Raw genomic sequence first — 15,104 nt, 5'->3', positions numbered from 1 at the left:
ATGCTAGGGCTTGTGCTGATCTTCCTCGCCGGGATCTTGTGGTGGCCGGCGACAACGAACCGGAACAGCAAGAGCTGGTTGCAGCGTTGGCGGATGAAGACCGCCGTTCACGGCGCAACCGAGCGGAATCTCCGGGCCGAAGATTTGCGGCACCATGCCCGGGTGGTGCGTGAGCTAGCCAGCCTGCTCCGGAGCGGTCAGAATCTGGATGCAGCCTTGGTGCAATTAGCCCGAATCGAAGCGCACGATTCCTCACTGGTACACGTACTTGGTAGCCTACGCATCCACCATGGGGCCTCGGTAAGTGAACCTAGAATTACCGCGCTAGAAAACGCGATCAGCTCCCGGCTGCTCGAACGTCTTCAATGGTGCGTGCAGATCTGCGCCGAAAGCGGGGCACCGCTGGCTCAGGTTCTCGATCAGCTCGCCGATGACTTAGAAGCGAGCATCGATGCGCGACGCAGTTTCGATGTGGCCATGGCTGGCCCGCGAGCCACCAGCAGGTTGCTGACCTGGTTACCGGCTCTCGGGCTGCTGGGGGCAGCCCTGTTCGGTATCGACCTGTACACCACGTTTGTGTCGTCCGTGGCCGGGCAACTGACCGTGGGTGTAGGAGTGGGCCTGTGGTTTGTGAACCGCTGGTGGTGCCGTTGGCTCTTAGCACGCTGCACTCGTGAGGCGGTGGGGTGATGTTGTGGTTGGGGGCAGTGTGCTGTGTGGCCGCCATTATCGTGAGCCAGGCGCCGCTGAGACGGACCGAAGGGTATCGCGTCACGGCTGGGCGGCGCCCAACGCAAAGCTTGCCGCCGGTGGAACTGGTGTTGGACTTGGCCGCCAGCTTGCTCGAATCGGGACTGCCGGTCAGGCGGGTATTGGAAGTGCTCGGCACACAGATCAGTCACTGTGCCCCGTTACGCACCGTGGCGCGCTGCCTCGAATTGAATATGCCGTGGGATAAAGCCTGGGCCGGGTCCCCGCAATGGTTGGATCCCTTGCAACAGGCTTTGAACTTCAGCATGAATTCTGGGGCAGGATCCGCGCAATTGTTGCGCAGCTTCGCTCAGGTACAACGCCGCGAACGGATCCGAAGAGCGCAAGAGATTGGGGCCCGGTTTGGGACCAAGCTGGTTTTGCCATTGGGGTTGTGCGCGTTGCCCTCGTTTATCGCCCTAGGCGTTGTCCCGATCATTATTGCGCTCTTTCCGCGCTGGTAATCCCCAATCCGCGGCCGCCGCAGGACGCCCGCAGCACCCCGGGCACAAGCTAGTGAGACAGCAAGAATCTCTGCCGTAGCAGTATTCCCCGCACAGGGCGGGGAGCCTCAGGAAAGGAACACCATTATGGGAATTCGTCAGTGTATGGAACAGCTCGTCGGTGCACAGCACGGCCGGGCCTACTGGACGGAGGATGAAGGGAGCACTACGGCAGAATTTGCCATGGTAACTCTCGCGGCGGTTGCCTTCGCCGGGCTACTAATCAGCATCCTCTCCAGTGGGGACGTGCGCGGGATGCTGATGAGCCTAATTAGTCGAGCATTGAGTATCTAGCGATGAAGCTGGGCAACGAGCGAGGTAGCGCCACCGCGGAAGTGGCGGTCTTACTGCCATCGATTGCGCTGTGTTTGATGTTGCTGCTCAGTCTGGGGGTGCTTGGCGCGCAGCAGATCCGGGTGCAGCAAGCCGCCTCGGTCGTTGCCCGGGAACTGGCCCGCGGGGAAGACCCAGAGCAGGCTGAAAACAGTGGGGTACGGATCGCGGGGAATGAGGCGACCTACCGGCTGGATCGCTCCGCGGGCTTCGCTATCGTGCACGTCAGCCGGGACCTGCAATTACCCATTGGAGGAAGCATCACCCTGCATGGCCGAGCACAGTCAACCTTGGAACAACCATGACAAGGTTCAAGTCGAGCCAAGGCAATGGGACGGTGCTGGGCATACTGTTGATCATCGTGGCACTCTTAGCCGCCGGATGCGTGTTGCTTTTCGTGGCGGCCAGCCACGCCGCAACCCAGGCAGGGACCGCAGCCGATCTGGCGGCGCTGGGCGCCGCCGACACGGCGCGCGGGATCCGCCACGGTGCACCTTGCACGGTGGCCGAGATGCTGAGCCGGGCCAACGGGGCGGTGCTGGAAGAATGCGCAATTGAACCCACCGGCGATACGGTCAGGGTGAAAGTCAGTGTGCCGGTGAGCTTCGGGTTTGCTGGGATCCAGCTGTACCCGGCCACCGCCGTAGCGCGGGCAGGTCCACCGCACTTGTTCTAACGGTGGTGGTGTGGCTCGATGTCTTCCAACACGGCGCTCAGTAAGAAGATGGCTCCGGGCTTATTCAACGGATTATTGCGATTTCCACATTTGGGGGACTGGACACAACTGGGGCAGCCGCTAGTACATTCGCAGCTGGCGATGGTGTCGCGGGTAGCCCGGACCCAATGCACGAATTGTTCAAAGCCGCGTTCGGCGAAGCCAGCTCCACCGGGCTGGGCATCATAGACGAAGATCGTCGGTTCACCGGTGTCCACGTGTAACGCCGTGGACACCCCGCCAATGTCCCAACGGTCGCTGGTCGCCAGCAATGGGAGCAATCCGATCATGGCATGCTCGGCAGCATGCAACGCGCCGGGGAAAAATTCCGGGGTGATTCCGGCTCTAATCAGCCGTTGCTCGGTGAGGGTGAACCAGATGGACTTGGTATGCAGGTCCCTAGCTTCAAGTTCCAAAGGTTCCTCGGAAAGCACTTCGTTCGAGGCAATGGACTTTCGTTGGAAGGACACCACCTGGGTGGTGACAATGACATCCCCAAAATAGATCGACAGCTGCGCATGCGCGCTACGCCGCTCGGTGGATTCAATATGCACCGTGGTGATATCGCGGGCGGTGGTGTAATAATCCGGGTTGACCCGGGTAACCAGCACCGTGTGGTTCTGCTCATCAAGCTCATCAACGAAGTAGCTTGATCCCTGATGCACATAGATAGCCCCGGGGTGTGCCTGATAATGCGTTTGTGGGGAGTCCATGGTGCCTAAAATGGCTCCAGACTCACTATCAATAATATTCACCGGCCCACCACCGTCGGCACGGATAGAAAACATCGCGGCCGCGTGCTGGGCATGAGTCCAGAACCAGCCCACCGGACGCCGCCGCAGGTAGCCACGAGATACCAAGGAATCCAGCAGCCCAATGACGTTCTCACCGAAAATCTCCACCTCATCCGGACGCAAGGGAAGTTCTTGGGCCGCGGCACACAAATGTCCGGAGAGCACGTACTTGTTATGCGGATCAAAGACCGTGGCTTCCACACCAATGTCGAAAATTGCTTCAGGATGATGCACTAGATAGGTATCCAGCGGGTCCTCACCGGCCACAAAGATCGCCAAGGACCCCTGCCCGGCGCGTCCGGCCCGCCCGATCTGCTGAAAGAAGGAAGCACGAGTTCCGGGCCAACCAGCCACCACTACCGCATCCAACCCGGCAATGTCGATGCCCAGTTCCAGCGCGGAGGTGGAGGTAACGGCCAACAGCTTTCCGCTGCGTAAATCCGACTCGATCTGGCGGCGTTCACTGGGCAGATAGCCAGAACGGTAGGCAGCTAGCCGCACACTGAGATCCGGGGCGAACTGCTCTAAATGTTTCCGGGTCAGGGTGGCAATGGTTTCCGCGCCTCGCCGAGATTTGATGAACACAATACTGCGGACCTGATCGGCCATCAGGTCCGTCAGGATGGAGGCACTTTCGGCAATGGCCGTGCGACGCAGCGGAGCCCCGTTCTCTCCCACCCGCTCGCTCAAGGGCGGCTCCCACAAGCCAATGACCAGTTCACCAGAAGCCGAGAAGTCGTGGGACACGGCCCGGGCGGGCGCACCGATCAGCCGAGAGAAAGAGTCCTCTGGTGCCGCGCTGGTGGCCGAGGCACCGATAAATACCGGATCAGCTCCGTAATGCGCACAGATTCGACGCAACCGACGCAGCAGGTTGGCCACATGCGAACCAAACACCCCGCGGTAGGAATGAGCCTCATCGATCACGACATAACGTAACCTTTTGAAGAATCGGTCCCACCCCGCATGGTTCGGCAGGATTCCCCGGTGCAACATGTCGGGGTTGCTAAAAATGAAATTAGCGTGTTGCCGGACCCAAGCCCGGCTCGCCGGGTCAGTATCCCCGTCATACGCTGCAGCCCGCACCCCGGGGACCTCAAGAGCTTGCACCGCGGCGAGTTGGTCGGCCGCTAAGGCTTTGGTGGGGCAGAGGTAGAGAACACTGGCCTGAGCTTGCGCATCATTAAAAGCCGAGTCGCGACTGCGGTACAGCGCATCCAAGGAGGGCATGAGATAGGCCAAGGATTTACCGGAGGCGGTGCCAGTAGACACGATGGTGTGCAGCGCATCGTGGATCAGCTCGGCAGCCTGTACCTGATGCAACCACGGACGCTGGATACCGATGGATTGAAAAACTTCGCGCACTTCGACAGCCAACCAAGCTGGCCAATCGGCAGTGATTTCGTCCTTGGCGGGCACCGCGCGCCGATGAATTATTGCATCCGGGTCGTTCTGCCGCTCGAAGGGGTCAAGCAGCGCGCTGACAGTCTTGGCCATAACCGACTTTCGAGATCACAGTGAATAACGAGGGTTAACTGCTACTCGCCGCCAGTCCGAGACACGGATGGCGGCGAGTAGCCGGGTGGAGGAGGTTTAGGCTTTGAAAGCCACGACGCTTCCGAGGTTGGTCCACCCCAGCGACGCGTAGAGTTTTTGGCCGTCCACCGAAGCGATCAACAGGCCCTCATCAACGTCGTGTTCTTGGGCTAGCGACGCCAGCGCACGCATGGTCAGGGAACCCAAACCACGGCGACGGAAATCCGGGGCAGTAATGATGCGGTCAAAGATGGCGTAGCCATCCACCGCCGACACGTGACCGGAAGCCGCCACCACATCCTGGCTGTCTTCAGGATGCAAAGACACGTAGGCGTGGGTGCCGTCGCGTTCGATCTGGAAAATAAAACCGTCTGGAGGCAATGGAACTTCGACGTCGTGGCTGGCCAACTCGGTGACCATCAGCACCTCGTCATCGGCGGCTACCTGCAGACCGGATTGGTTCGCGATATTGATCAGCTCACTCACGTCATCAGCAAACGCGGTCAAGCGACGGGCAGGATGCTTCTTCAACGTCTCAGAAACAGCCAGTAGCTCTTCCACCGTTGGGTCGAAAATGACGTATTCCCAGTCTTCGGTGGTGTCATGCCGCAAAGCAGCGTGTACCCGACCCTCATGGCGGGCCTCATATCCTCGTGCACCTGCCCAGCCGGTGACCCAGGTGCCGATCAGTTCATCACTCGCGTTTGATGCCATGCTTTGACCCTACCCTGTCTTTCCTAGTAAAACGCTGACAACAGGCCAATCGTTGCCTACCTGAAATCATAAACAAATCAGTGTGACGTTGCTCCATGTATCGGCCCAAGCTGCCTTAAAGCCAGTATCCTTTTACCTTGTGGCCATTCATCGCATTGTCTTGTATTACGCTTTTACTCCGCTAAACGATCCGGAAGCGATCCGTCTGTGGCAGCGCTCCCTACTGGAACAGTGGGGTCTGCGCGGACGCATCATCATCTCTAAGGACGGTATCAACGGTACCGTCGGCGGGGAGATCTCAGCCGTGAAGCAATACGTCAAAGCGACCCGCGAATACCCGGCCTTCCACAAGATGGACATCAAATGGTCTGAAGGATCGGCCGAAGACTTCCCGCGCATTTCCGTTAAGGTTCGTGACGAAATCGTAACCTTCGGTGCCCCGGGGGAACTGAAAGTGGATGAAAACGGTGTGGTCGGCGGGGGAACGCATCTGCGCCCCGAAGAGCTCCATGAGCTGATGGAAAAGAAGTCCCAAGAAGGAACCAAGGTTTCCTTCTTTGACGGCCGCAATGCCTTTGAGGCACAGATCGGCAAGTTCAAGGACGCCATCGTGCCGGAGGTGGAAACCACCCGAGAATTCCTCGACGAGATCGAATCGGGCAAATATGATCACCTGAAGGATCAGCCCGTCGTCACTTACTGCACCGGTGGTATCCGATGCGAGGTGCTCTCGGCGCTCATGATCAACCGTGGCTTCCAAGAGGTTTACCAGATGCAAGGCGGCATCGTGCGCTACGGCGAGAAATACGGTGACAAGGGGCTGTGGGAAGGTTCGCTGTACGTTTTCGACAAGCGGATGCACATGGAATTCAGCGACGAAGCGGTAACCATCGGCCAGTGTGTGGGGTGCGCTGCGCCAACTAACAAATTTGAGAACTGCTCGGATCTGTCCTGCCGTAATCTGCGCTTGTTCTGTGAAGACTGTGCGCAGAACGAGGAATTGCGTCGTTGCCCCGATTGCCAGCAGAGCGAAGTCAGCTCCTAAAGACCAGCAATAAGCGAAGGCTTGGTTCCCTACTCGTGGGGGCCAAGCCTTCGTACGATTAAATGTGTAGCGGGCTGAGGATCATTCGCTCGGCCATAACGCAAGGGACGGGTCACGCACCTGGGTCTGTTCTTCCTCGGTGCGATAGATCTTGAAACCGCGAGCCAGATAATTCGGTAGCGCAGCAGGTCCATCCAAAGAACAGGTATGCAGCCAGACGCGTGACACCGGAGGTAAGTCGGGCACCCGCTCGGCCAACGTCCAGGCCCGCAAGATTGCTTCGGTGAGCAACGCCCCACCCAACCCCTGGCCCGTGGCCTGCGGAAAAAGCCCAAAGTAAAAGATTTCTACGTCGCTGCCTTGCGCGGTGACCTTGGCGGCCAGTTCTACGTAGCCCTGCGGAGCGCCCTGACGGTAGAGCACATGGGTTTCGGACCCTGGCTGGGCTAGCTGTTCTGCCCACTGTTGCCTGGTCAACACCAACCGATCGGCCCAATTCAGTTCACTTCCGACACTCAGGTACAGAAACCGGGAGAATTCCGGAGTAATCTGCTCGACTAATTCAAGCCGCGTATCCTCGGGTAGCGACTTACTGGAGGGCACCAGATCCGTGGATTGCAATTGCTGCAAATAGGTGACGGTTACAAGGGTCATAGCCATATCGTACGGATAACATGCGGCAACGACCTATGCCAAGTGGCTAGAATCGCTTGTGTGACTTCCCTTGATTTTGCTTCTGTGCTCGACGCACCGGACAGCACTAACCTCCACCTGTTGGACCTGCTGTACCAAGACCTAGACGCCCTTGACTTCCGCTTGGACCCGATTGCTGACCTGCTCGGTGCCGAAGCCATGGAAGCATTCGGCCGCGACCAGATCGCCCCGGCCCTAAGAAGACTGTCTCAGGTTGGTGAATCCCAGCTTGCGCTCGCCGAAGCCATTAGCATCTTCCAGCTGGGGCAAAGCCTGAATGCGCTCCGGCTCGATCGTGTGTTCACGCGAACCGGCAGTCACGGGTTACGCGAGTTGGGATTAATCGAGGAGCATCAGGGCAGCTACCGTGCCAAGGTGGCATTGACCCCACACGCTTCGGACACCGCAGCCGATTTGTGGGTAGCCCATGATCTGGGCGCTCACCAACGCCCTGGTGTGCTGCGGACCGATCATGTGCTGGGCATTGGGCACGCCTCCACGACGCTGGCCCAAATTACGTTACGCCCACAGGTGGCCCGGGCCTTAGATCTGGGAACCGGCTGCGGTATTCAGCTGTTCCACCTTTTGGGGCATGCCGAACACGTCACCGCCACGGACCTGTCCGAACGCGCGCTAGGATTCACCCGCTTTAATCTGCTGTTGAACCACCGGCAGTTACAGGTGGATCCGCTAAACCTCGATGCCCGAGTGTCCTTACGCGCCGGTAGTCTCTTTGAACCGGTATCCGGCGAAAAGTTCGATCTGATCGCCACGAACCCGCCCTTTGTGATTACTCCACGCACCACCGATGAGCAAGAGCTGTTCACCTACCGTGACGGCGGGATGGCCGGGGATGATCTGGTACGTTCACTCATTGAACAGCTCGCCGACTATCTGTCGCCCGGCGGAAGCGCCCAGATGTTGGCTAACTGGGAGATCCCCGAAGCCCAAAGCTCTTGGCACGAACGGATCGAGCACTGGTTTGCCCCGGAACTGGATGTCTGGGTAATCCAGCGCGAGCAGTCCAGTCCCAGCCAATACGCCGAAACCTGGTTGCGCGACTCCTCGCAGACCGAGGATCTGGAGGCGTATCAAGTTGAGTACGCCGCCTATCTCGATGATTTTGCCTCCCGGTCGGTAGCCCGGGTGGGTTTCGGTTACGTGTATGCCGCTCGCCCGCTCCAGGAACGTGAAACCAGTCGAGTTTTCGAGGAGATTTCACACCCGGTGGAGCAGCCGTTAGCAACCTATCTGGAACGCGATTTGCGCACCCTGCACGAATTACGGGTTGCCGGAGCACAATGGGTGCACTGGCATCTTGAAGTGGCCGAGGACGTCACCGAGGAACGGCATCAGCGTCCCGGCGCCGAGCACCCCGGAGTGATTCTGCTACGGCAAGGAGCAGGGCTGAGACGGACTGAAATTTTGGATACCGCCCAAGCAGGTTTCGTCTCGGCCTGCGATGCGGAGCTGAGTGTAAATCAACTAGTCAACGCCCTAGATGCGCTCATCGGTGAAGGGCAGGAAAACTTTACTCAGAACCTGCTGGCGGCAGTTGAACGCTTAATCAGGCACGGCTTTCTTCGTAAAGTGTGAAACAAGGGCTAAAGTTTTTTCTTATGACACACAACACATCCGGCAGGGGTGCCGTGCAACCGTCAACCGGGGACGGGCAGAACCCCGCTTTGGTGTCCATTACCGACCCGCAAGCGATCCGTGCCCTAGCCCATGACGCGCGTCTGATCGTGCTTGATGAACTGTTCGCTTCCCAAGCCACGCGCACCGCCACCGAGCTGGCCTCGCTGTGCTCTCTGACACCCAGCGCCATGAGCTATCACCTGCGTGCCTTAGAGAAGTACGGTTATGTCATCCGCGCAGCCAGTGAAGGCGACGCGCGCGAACGTCGCTGGCGTGCCGCCGGTGAACGTTTGGAACTGAACACCCACGACGGGTCGGCAAACGCCAAAACCGCATACCTGAATGTGCAGTTAAACCAGTTCAGGACTCGCCTGAACGCCGAAGTAGAGCGCCGACAGACCGAGGCCAGGGCGGGGATTGTTCCGTCGGAAGACCGTCCACCGCTTTTGACCAGTGGACTTGTGTTCCTTCCGGAGGAAAAGCAGAAGGAATTTAACCGGCGTTTATTGGACCTCATTTACGAATATGAGGCCATGGCCACAGCCGAGGAACGCGGTATTGACTCCACCAAAATGTTCTACTTGGTATCGTTGTTGCCCGAGTACCCGCATCCGACCGAACCGTAAGCTTCAGACGGAATGGTGAGCTCTACGATGTATGATCATCGAGAATCGTAGCCTCAAGACGGGGCGCGAATACACTTTGGCAATATCGAGCGTGATCCCGAATATTTCGGGACAGGTAGTTGCCGACACTGTATAAAGGAGAGCCGTGCCCCCGAAGGCCAAGGAATCAACTGGTAAGAAACTCGTTATTGTCGAGTCTCCTGCCAAAGTGAAGTCGATCGCCAAATACCTCGGCGAAGGCTTCGACGTGGATGCGTCCGTGGGACACATTCGTGACCTTCCGCAGCCCTCAGAGCTCCCTACTGAGCTAAAAAAGACTTCGGTCGGCAAGTTCGCCGTGGACTTGGACAACGACTTCGAACCGTATTACGTGGTGTACCCGGATAAGAAGAAGCGGGTTTCGGAGCTGAAAGCCAAGCTCAAAGACGCCGATGAACTCTATCTGGCAACAGATGCGGACCGCGAGGGCGAAGCCATCGCGTGGCACCTTTTGCAGGTGCTCAAGCCCAAGGTGCCGGTTCGCCGTCTGGCCTTCACTGAAATCACTAAAGAAGGTATCCAGCGTGCCTTGGAGAACACCCGGGAGCTAGACACCGATCTGGTTGATGCGCAGGAAACCCGTCGTGTTCTGGACCGTTTGTACGGTTACGAGATCTCCCCGGTGCTGTGGCGTAAGGTCGCACGCGGGCTGTCGGCAGGGCGAGTGCAGTCCGTGGCCACCCGTCTGGTGGTCGAGCGTGAACGCGAGCGCATGGCTTTCATCAGTGCCGGCTACTGGGACATCAAGGGCCGCTTCGACAATGGGTCAGGCGAGGCCTTCAACGCCAAACTATCCTCGGTGGACGGAGCGCGGGTCGCCTCCGGACGTGACTTCGATGACCGCGGACAGCTGAAGACCAGCCGCAGTGCACTGACTCATCTCAATGAGCAGCAGGCCCGGTCGTTGGTGGATAACCTGGCCGAGTCCAGTTTTGCGGTCTCCTCGGTGGAGGACAAGCCGTACACCCGCCGCCCGGCCGCACCATTTACCACCTCAACCTTGCAGCAGGAAGCCTCGCGTAAGTTGCGGTGGAGCTCGCGCATCACCATGCAGGTGGCGCAGCGTCTGTACGAAAACGGTTACATCACCTATATGCGTACCGACTCGGTGTTCCTTTCCAACGAGGCGGTGCGAGCTGCCCGGGCACAGGCCACCGAACTTTACGGGGGCGACTCGATTCCCGAACGTCCACGCGTCTACAAGGCCAAGAGCGATGCTGCCCAAGAGGCCCACGAAGCAATCCGCCCGGCCGGTGACATGTTCCGCCGCCCGCAAGATGTGCGTAGCGCCCTCACCAAGGACGAAAACGCCCTGTACGAGCTGATCTGGAAGCGCACCGTCGCCTCGCAGATGGCCGATGCGAAGGGCTTTACCGCCACCATCAAACTACAAGGCACCGCCAGCGATTCCCGGGTGGCCGAGTTCTCCGCTTCAGGTACCGTGATCACCTTCCGCGGTTTCCTTGCAGCCTATGAAGAGGGCAAGGACTCCAACCCGGAGGCCGAGAACACCGAACAGTCCGAGGCCCGACTGCCGCAGTTGAAGGTCGGCGATGAGCTGAACGGTTCGGATCTGGAAGCTTTGGGTCACGAGACCACCCCGCCGGCACGGTACACCGAAGCCTCGATTGTGGCTGAACTGGAAAAACGTGAGATCGGCCGTCCTTCGACTTACGCGCCGACGATTTCCACGATTATGGATCGTGGCTACGTCACCAAACGCGGTGGCGCACTGGTACCAAGCTGGATAGCCTTCTCGGTGATCCGGTTGCTCGAAGAACACTTCGCCAAGTACGTCGATTACGATTTCACCGCGCGCCTAGAAGATGATCTGGATGAGATCGCCAAGGGTGAGCGGGCCCGCACCGATTGGTTGAATCTGTTCTACTTCGGTAAGGACCAAGGCGATGGTCTGAAGCACGTGGTAGAAAACCTGGGCGACATTGACGCCCGGGCGATCAATTCAATCGCGGTCACCGACGACATTGTGTTGCGCGTGGGCAAGTTCGGTCCCTACCTCGAACGCGTTCTCCCCGCCGATGCCCCGGAAGGCACTGACCCAGAGCGTGCCAATGTCCCCGAGGAGCTGGCCCCGGATGAGCTGACCGCGGAAAAAGCGGAGGAGCTGTTCGCCAATTCGCAGGTATCCGAGCGTGAACTGGGTGTTGACCCGGAAACTGGTCGAACCATCATGGCCAAGGATGGTCGCTACGGTGCCTACGTCACGGAAATCATCCCGGAGCTAACCGAGGAAGAGATCGCTGCGCTGCCGGTGGAGTACTACAAGAACGGCAAACCCAAGCCGCCGAAGAAGCCAGCCAAGGTCAAACCACGCACCGGCTCACTGTTCAAATCGATGAGCATTGAAACCGTGAGTTTGGAAGAAGCTCTGCAGCTTTTGAGCCTGCCGCGGGTGGTGGGTGCGGATGCTGAGGGTGAGGAGATCACTGTACAGAACGGGCGCTTCGGACCCTACCTGAAGAAGGGCAGCGACTCCCGGTCGATTGAGTCCGAAGAGCAGATCTTCACGATCACCTTGGACGAGGCTCTCGCGATCTACGCGCAACCTAAGCAGCGTGGCCGCCGCGCCGCCGTTCCACCGTTGGCCGAGTTCGGGGCGGATCCGACCAGCGAGAAGAATATTGTGGTCAAGGATGGGCGCTTCGGTCCGTATATCACCGACGGTGAAACGAATATTACCGTTCCGCGTGGACTGCCGATCGAGGAGCTGACCCGGGAGAAGGCGATCGAATTGCTCGCCGAGAAACGTGCGCGTGGTCCAGTGAAACGCAAGACCAGCACCGCGAAGAAGGCCCCGGCAAAAAAGGCTCCGGCAAAGAAGACCACCACGGCCCGAAAGACCGCGGCGAAACCAAGCGATAAGTAGTAACGTTTCTCCCAAGGTGAAGGACAGAACATGAGGCTGGGCGTACTGGATATCGGTTCAAATACCGTGCATCTATTGCTCGTTGACGCATATCCGGGGGCCCGGCCTACCCCTTATGCCTCACACAAGCGTCCCTTGTCGCTGGTGCAATACCTGAACGAGTATGGGGCGATTACCGATGAGGGGCAGCGTGAACTGATCGGTTTCATCAAGGAAGCCGCGCAGTTTGCACGCAACCACCGGGTTGAGGACTTCATGGCCTTTTGTACCTCGGCGATTCGCGAATCTTCCAACGGGCGCCTGGTGCTTGAGCGGGTGGAGAAGGAAACCGGGGTCACCTTACTGGAGCTTTCCGGCGAGCAAGAGGCCGGGATGACTTTTCACGCGGTACGCCGCTGGGTGGGTTGGTCTTATGATTCAATCCTCAATTTGGACATGGGCGGTGGGTCCTTGGAACTGGCTCGTGGCAACGACGAATTCCCGCAGGTGGCTTACTCGGTGCCCTTGGGTGCCGGACGGTTGACTCGCGAATGGTTACCGGATGACCCACCGACCCTGAAACAGGTCAAGGAATTGCGTACCTACGTCCAAGACGTCTTAGCTGATCCGGCCAATGAGCTGAACCAGTACGGAAAACCGTCGATCGCCACCGCGACCTCCAAAACCTTCCGCTCCCTGGCCCGGATTACCGGCGCCGCGCCGAGTGCCGAAGGAATCTATGTTAAGCGGGTGCTCAGCCGGGAGACGCTGAAACTGTGGACCAACCGGTTGCTGGCCATGACTTGGGAGCAACGCGCAGAATTGCCCGGGGTCTCGCATGTTCGTGCACCTCAGATGCTGGCTGGGGCGATCGTCGCGATTGAAGCGATGAAGGCGTTGAAGATCAAACAATTGCAGATCTGTCCCTGGGCGTTACGTGAAGGTTTAATGTTGCGCCGATTCGATCATGTCTTGTTTGACTCATCGACTCCGCTAAGTAGTAGCGTGGGAGTAGGAGAGGTAGCTCTCGGTGACGGGATGGGGCAAGTGCCCGCTCCCGTCGACTCAAACTAGCTGCGACGCGCTAGTGTGGGACACCGGAGCTTGAGGGAAGGGCGAGAGATGCAAGAGCCTGCTACGAAGTCGATTCCGGTCACGCTATCGAGCGCCTCGGTGTACCCACTGACGGTCCACGATGCCTTCGCGTTGGCCAAAGACGTGGGGTATGACGGCATTGAGGTGCTCATTACCGGCAACCAAGCCACCCAGTCCGCAACCGCCCTGCTCTCTCTGATCGACAAGTACCAATTGCCGATCATGGCCGTACATGCCCCCACTTTGCTCCTCACCCAGCAGGTGTGGGGTTCGGCGTGGGCCAAAATCGAGCGTTCGGTCATTCTGGCCCAAGCGGTGGGCGCCGAGGTGGTTGTGGCGCACCCACCGTTCCGTTGGCAAGGCAACTATGCCCTGGAATTCGCCGGCGGGGTGCAACGAATCACCGAATCAACCGGCATGAAAATCGCCGTGGAAAACATGTACCCGTGGCGTGCCCGAGGCCGTGAAGCCAAGATGTATCTACCGCACTGGGATCCGGTGCCACTGTCCTACCCGCATGTCACCTGGGACTTTTCCCATGCCGCGATCGCCGAAATGGATTCGCTGGCCGCCGTCCAGGCCCTCGGGGACCGGCTTGCTCATGTGCACCTCTGTGACGGGTTGAACAACGGTAAGGACGAGCATCTGGTGCCCGGGTTAGGGACTCAGAAGGTCTCTGAAACCATGTACCATCTGCGCGATAGTAATTTCGCTGGGGTTGTTGCGGTGGAGGTCTCCACCCGGAAAGCCAAAGGCGCCGGTCAGAAAGAAGAATGGTTGGCGCAAACCCTAGATTTTGCCCGGAAACATTTAGCACAAGACGACAGTACGGAACGGACAACACTACAGAACCATGAGTGAACTTAGCAGCAACCTACGACTGGCATTTCTCGGCACCGGGTCAATGAACGGAGCGATCCTGCGCGGGATTCTGGCCTCGGGGCATGACCCTGATCTGATCACGGCGACCATCCGCAGTGAGAACCGGAAAGCCGAGTTGCAGGAACTGGGCATCAATGTCGTGGTGACCGGGGAGGAGGCCAATGCTAACGCGCAGGTAGCTGCCGCGGCTGACGTCGTGTTCCTCGGCGTGAAACCTGTAGGAATCACCCAGCTGTGTGCTCAGATCGCCAGCAGCCTGAAAAACAGCACGGTCGTGGTGTCGGTGGCCGCGGCGATCACCCTGGAATCCATGGCGGCGAAGCTGCCCGCGAACCAACCTTTGATCCGTTCGATGCCTAACACCCCGTTACAGGTGGGGGCCGGCGTGGTCGGCTTGACTCCCGCGGAGGCGGTGAGTGAAGAGAGCCTGGCACAGGTGGTCGATCTCTTCTCCGGATCCGGGGACGTGCATGTAATTGCCGAAGCGCAGCAGGACGCGCTCGCTGCGCTCTCCGGCTCGGGACCGGCTTATGTATTCTACCTGGCTGAGGCTATGGCCAAGGCGGGAGTGCAGATGGGCTTGGATGAGTCGGTGGCTATCGCGTTGGCCCGTGCGACGGTAGCCGGGGCTGGGAAAATGCTGGCCGACCCCCAGGTGGATCCCGCTGAGTTACGACGTAAGGTCACCAGCCCGAAAGGCACTACCGAGCAGGCTATCGCCGCCTTTGATCGGGCTGAGCTGCCGCAGATCGTGGCTGAGGGCATGGCGCAAGCAGCACGCCGAGCCGCGGAACTCAGCACTGAACTGGGCTAAACCCTACAAACTTTTGCACAACAGTCCAGCACATCGCTTTCGGTGGGCCGTTTTCGGTCCG

The 15,104-nt window shown here is 59.0% G+C and carries 15 protein-coding genes; 12 read left to right on the top strand and 3 right to left on the bottom strand.

Annotation, left to right across the window (positions count from 1 at the left end; all coding sequences use genetic code 11):
- The 5 genes from ACQQZ8_RS11815 (at window position 1) to ACQQZ8_RS11795 (ending at window position 2,262) form a co-directional block, all read left to right on the top strand.
- Window positions 1-690 (top strand): type II secretion system F family protein, encoded by a 690-nt coding sequence (locus ACQQZ8_RS11815; protein ID WP_431710001.1) that lies wholly within the window; start codon window positions 1-3, stop codon window positions 688-690.
- A complete protein-coding gene (locus tag ACQQZ8_RS11810) occupies window positions 690-1,214 on the top strand; it encodes a type II secretion system F family protein (protein ID WP_431710000.1) in 525 nt (174 codons plus the stop codon). Before ACQQZ8_RS11815 ends, ACQQZ8_RS11810 begins: the two co-directional genes overlap by 1 nt.
- 126 nt (window positions 1,215-1,340) lie before the next feature.
- Window positions 1,341-1,547, top strand: a complete 207-nt coding sequence (locus tag ACQQZ8_RS11805) for a DUF4244 domain-containing protein (protein ID WP_431709999.1) — start codon at window positions 1,341-1,343, stop codon at window positions 1,545-1,547.
- A gap of 2 nt (window positions 1,548-1,549) precedes the next feature.
- Window positions 1,550-1,891 (top strand): TadE family type IV pilus minor pilin, encoded by a 342-nt coding sequence (locus ACQQZ8_RS11800; RefSeq protein ID WP_431709998.1) that lies wholly within the window; start codon window positions 1,550-1,552, stop codon window positions 1,889-1,891.
- On the top strand, window positions 1,888-2,262 hold the full coding sequence (locus ACQQZ8_RS11795; protein ID WP_431709997.1) for an Rv3654c family TadE-like protein: 375 nt from the start codon (window positions 1,888-1,890) through the stop codon (window positions 2,260-2,262). Before ACQQZ8_RS11800 ends, ACQQZ8_RS11795 begins: the two co-directional genes overlap by 4 nt.
- Here ACQQZ8_RS11795 and ACQQZ8_RS11790 read toward each other — a convergent pair.
- Both ACQQZ8_RS11790 and ACQQZ8_RS11785 read right to left on the bottom strand, forming a co-directional pair.
- Entirely contained in the window at window positions 2,259-4,592 is a 2,334-nt protein-coding gene (locus tag ACQQZ8_RS11790; protein ID WP_431709996.1) for a DEAD/DEAH box helicase, read from the bottom strand. The two genes, ACQQZ8_RS11795 and ACQQZ8_RS11790, sit on opposite strands and share 4 nt — an antisense overlap.
- 96 nt (window positions 4,593-4,688) lie before the next feature.
- A complete protein-coding gene (locus ACQQZ8_RS11785; RefSeq protein ID WP_431709995.1) occupies window positions 4,689-5,345 on the bottom strand; it encodes a GNAT family N-acetyltransferase in 657 nt (218 codons plus the stop codon).
- A gap of 139 nt (window positions 5,346-5,484) precedes the next feature.
- Between ACQQZ8_RS11785 and ACQQZ8_RS11780 the strand changes: the two genes are divergently transcribed.
- A complete protein-coding gene (locus ACQQZ8_RS11780; RefSeq protein WP_431712188.1) occupies window positions 5,485-6,390 on the top strand; it encodes a rhodanese-related sulfurtransferase in 906 nt (301 codons plus the stop codon).
- Between the two features lie 81 nt (window positions 6,391-6,471).
- Here the strand turns inward: ACQQZ8_RS11780 and ACQQZ8_RS11775 are convergent, their stop codons facing one another.
- Window positions 6,472-7,044: a GNAT family N-acetyltransferase gene (locus tag ACQQZ8_RS11775; protein ID WP_431709994.1), complete on the bottom strand. Its 573-nt coding sequence runs from the start codon at window positions 7,042-7,044 to the stop codon at window positions 6,472-6,474.
- A 60-nt stretch (window positions 7,045-7,104) separates the two neighbouring features.
- Here ACQQZ8_RS11775 and ACQQZ8_RS11770 point away from each other — a divergent pair, with 60 nt between their 5' ends.
- The 6 genes from ACQQZ8_RS11770 to proC all read left to right on the top strand — a co-directional run bounded on the left by ACQQZ8_RS11770 (window position 7,105) and on the right by proC (window position 15,043).
- A complete protein-coding gene (locus tag ACQQZ8_RS11770) occupies window positions 7,105-8,679 on the top strand; it encodes a DUF7059 domain-containing protein (RefSeq protein WP_431709993.1) in 1,575 nt (524 codons plus the stop codon).
- A 23-nt stretch (window positions 8,680-8,702) separates the two neighbouring features.
- Window positions 8,703-9,347 (top strand): ArsR/SmtB family transcription factor, encoded by a 645-nt coding sequence (locus tag ACQQZ8_RS11765; protein ID WP_431709992.1) that lies wholly within the window; start codon window positions 8,703-8,705, stop codon window positions 9,345-9,347.
- Between the two features lie 145 nt (window positions 9,348-9,492).
- A complete protein-coding gene (topA, locus tag ACQQZ8_RS11760) occupies window positions 9,493-12,273 on the top strand; it encodes a type I DNA topoisomerase (protein ID WP_431709991.1) in 2,781 nt (926 codons plus the stop codon).
- 30 nt (window positions 12,274-12,303) lie between these two features.
- Window positions 12,304-13,326, top strand: coding sequence for a Ppx/GppA phosphatase family protein (locus tag ACQQZ8_RS11755; protein WP_431709990.1), 1,023 nt, complete (start codon window positions 12,304-12,306; stop codon window positions 13,324-13,326).
- 48 nt (window positions 13,327-13,374) lie between these two features.
- Complete coding sequence (locus tag ACQQZ8_RS11750; protein ID WP_431709989.1) at window positions 13,375-14,208, top strand: sugar phosphate isomerase/epimerase family protein; 834 nt, start codon at window positions 13,375-13,377, stop codon at window positions 14,206-14,208.
- Window positions 14,201-15,043, top strand: coding sequence for a pyrroline-5-carboxylate reductase (gene proC, locus ACQQZ8_RS11745; RefSeq protein WP_431709988.1), 843 nt, complete (start codon window positions 14,201-14,203; stop codon window positions 15,041-15,043). The genes ACQQZ8_RS11750 and proC overlap by 8 nt, the downstream gene beginning before the upstream one ends.
- Window positions 15,044-15,104: the final 61 nt, after the last annotated feature.

It is taken from the genome of Glutamicibacter uratoxydans, from assembly GCF_050753455.1.
GTDB lineage: Bacteria > Actinomycetota > Actinomycetes > Actinomycetales > Micrococcaceae > Glutamicibacter > Glutamicibacter uratoxydans_A.
The sequence above is the reverse complement of the archived record's forward strand: the minus strand, read 5'-3'. Positions and strand labels throughout refer to the sequence as shown.

What these genes read in the sequence shown, in the direction of transcription:
- ACQQZ8_RS11815 (WP_431710001.1), top strand. Translation starts at nt 1, where the DNA reads ATGCTAGGGCTTGTGCTGATCTTCCTCGCCGGGATCTTGTGGTGGCCG.
- ACQQZ8_RS11810 (WP_431710000.1), top strand. Translation starts at nt 690, where the DNA reads ATGTTGTGGTTGGGGGCAGTGTGCTGTGTGGCCGCCATTATCGTGAGC.
- ACQQZ8_RS11805 (WP_431709999.1), top strand. Translation starts at nt 1,341, where the DNA reads ATGGGAATTCGTCAGTGTATGGAACAGCTCGTCGGTGCACAGCACGGC.
- ACQQZ8_RS11800 (WP_431709998.1), top strand. Translation starts at nt 1,550, where the DNA reads ATGAAGCTGGGCAACGAGCGAGGTAGCGCCACCGCGGAAGTGGCGGTC.
- ACQQZ8_RS11795 (WP_431709997.1), top strand. Translation starts at nt 1,888, where the DNA reads ATGACAAGGTTCAAGTCGAGCCAAGGCAATGGGACGGTGCTGGGCATA.
- ACQQZ8_RS11790 (WP_431709996.1), bottom strand. Translation starts at nt 4,592, where the DNA reads ATGGCCAAGACTGTCAGCGCGCTGCTTGACCCCTTCGAGCGGCAGAAC.
- ACQQZ8_RS11785 (WP_431709995.1), bottom strand. Translation starts at nt 5,345, where the DNA reads ATGGCATCAAACGCGAGTGATGAACTGATCGGCACCTGGGTCACCGGC.
- ACQQZ8_RS11775 (WP_431709994.1), bottom strand. Translation starts at nt 7,044, where the DNA reads ATGACCCTTGTAACCGTCACCTATTTGCAGCAATTGCAATCCACGGAT.
- ACQQZ8_RS11765 (WP_431709992.1), top strand. Translation starts at nt 8,703, where the DNA reads ATGACACACAACACATCCGGCAGGGGTGCCGTGCAACCGTCAACCGGG.
- ACQQZ8_RS11755 (WP_431709990.1), top strand. Translation starts at nt 12,304, where the DNA reads ATGAGGCTGGGCGTACTGGATATCGGTTCAAATACCGTGCATCTATTG.
- ACQQZ8_RS11750 (WP_431709989.1), top strand. Translation starts at nt 13,375, where the DNA reads ATGCAAGAGCCTGCTACGAAGTCGATTCCGGTCACGCTATCGAGCGCC.
- proC (WP_431709988.1), top strand. Translation starts at nt 14,201, where the DNA reads ATGAGTGAACTTAGCAGCAACCTACGACTGGCATTTCTCGGCACCGGG.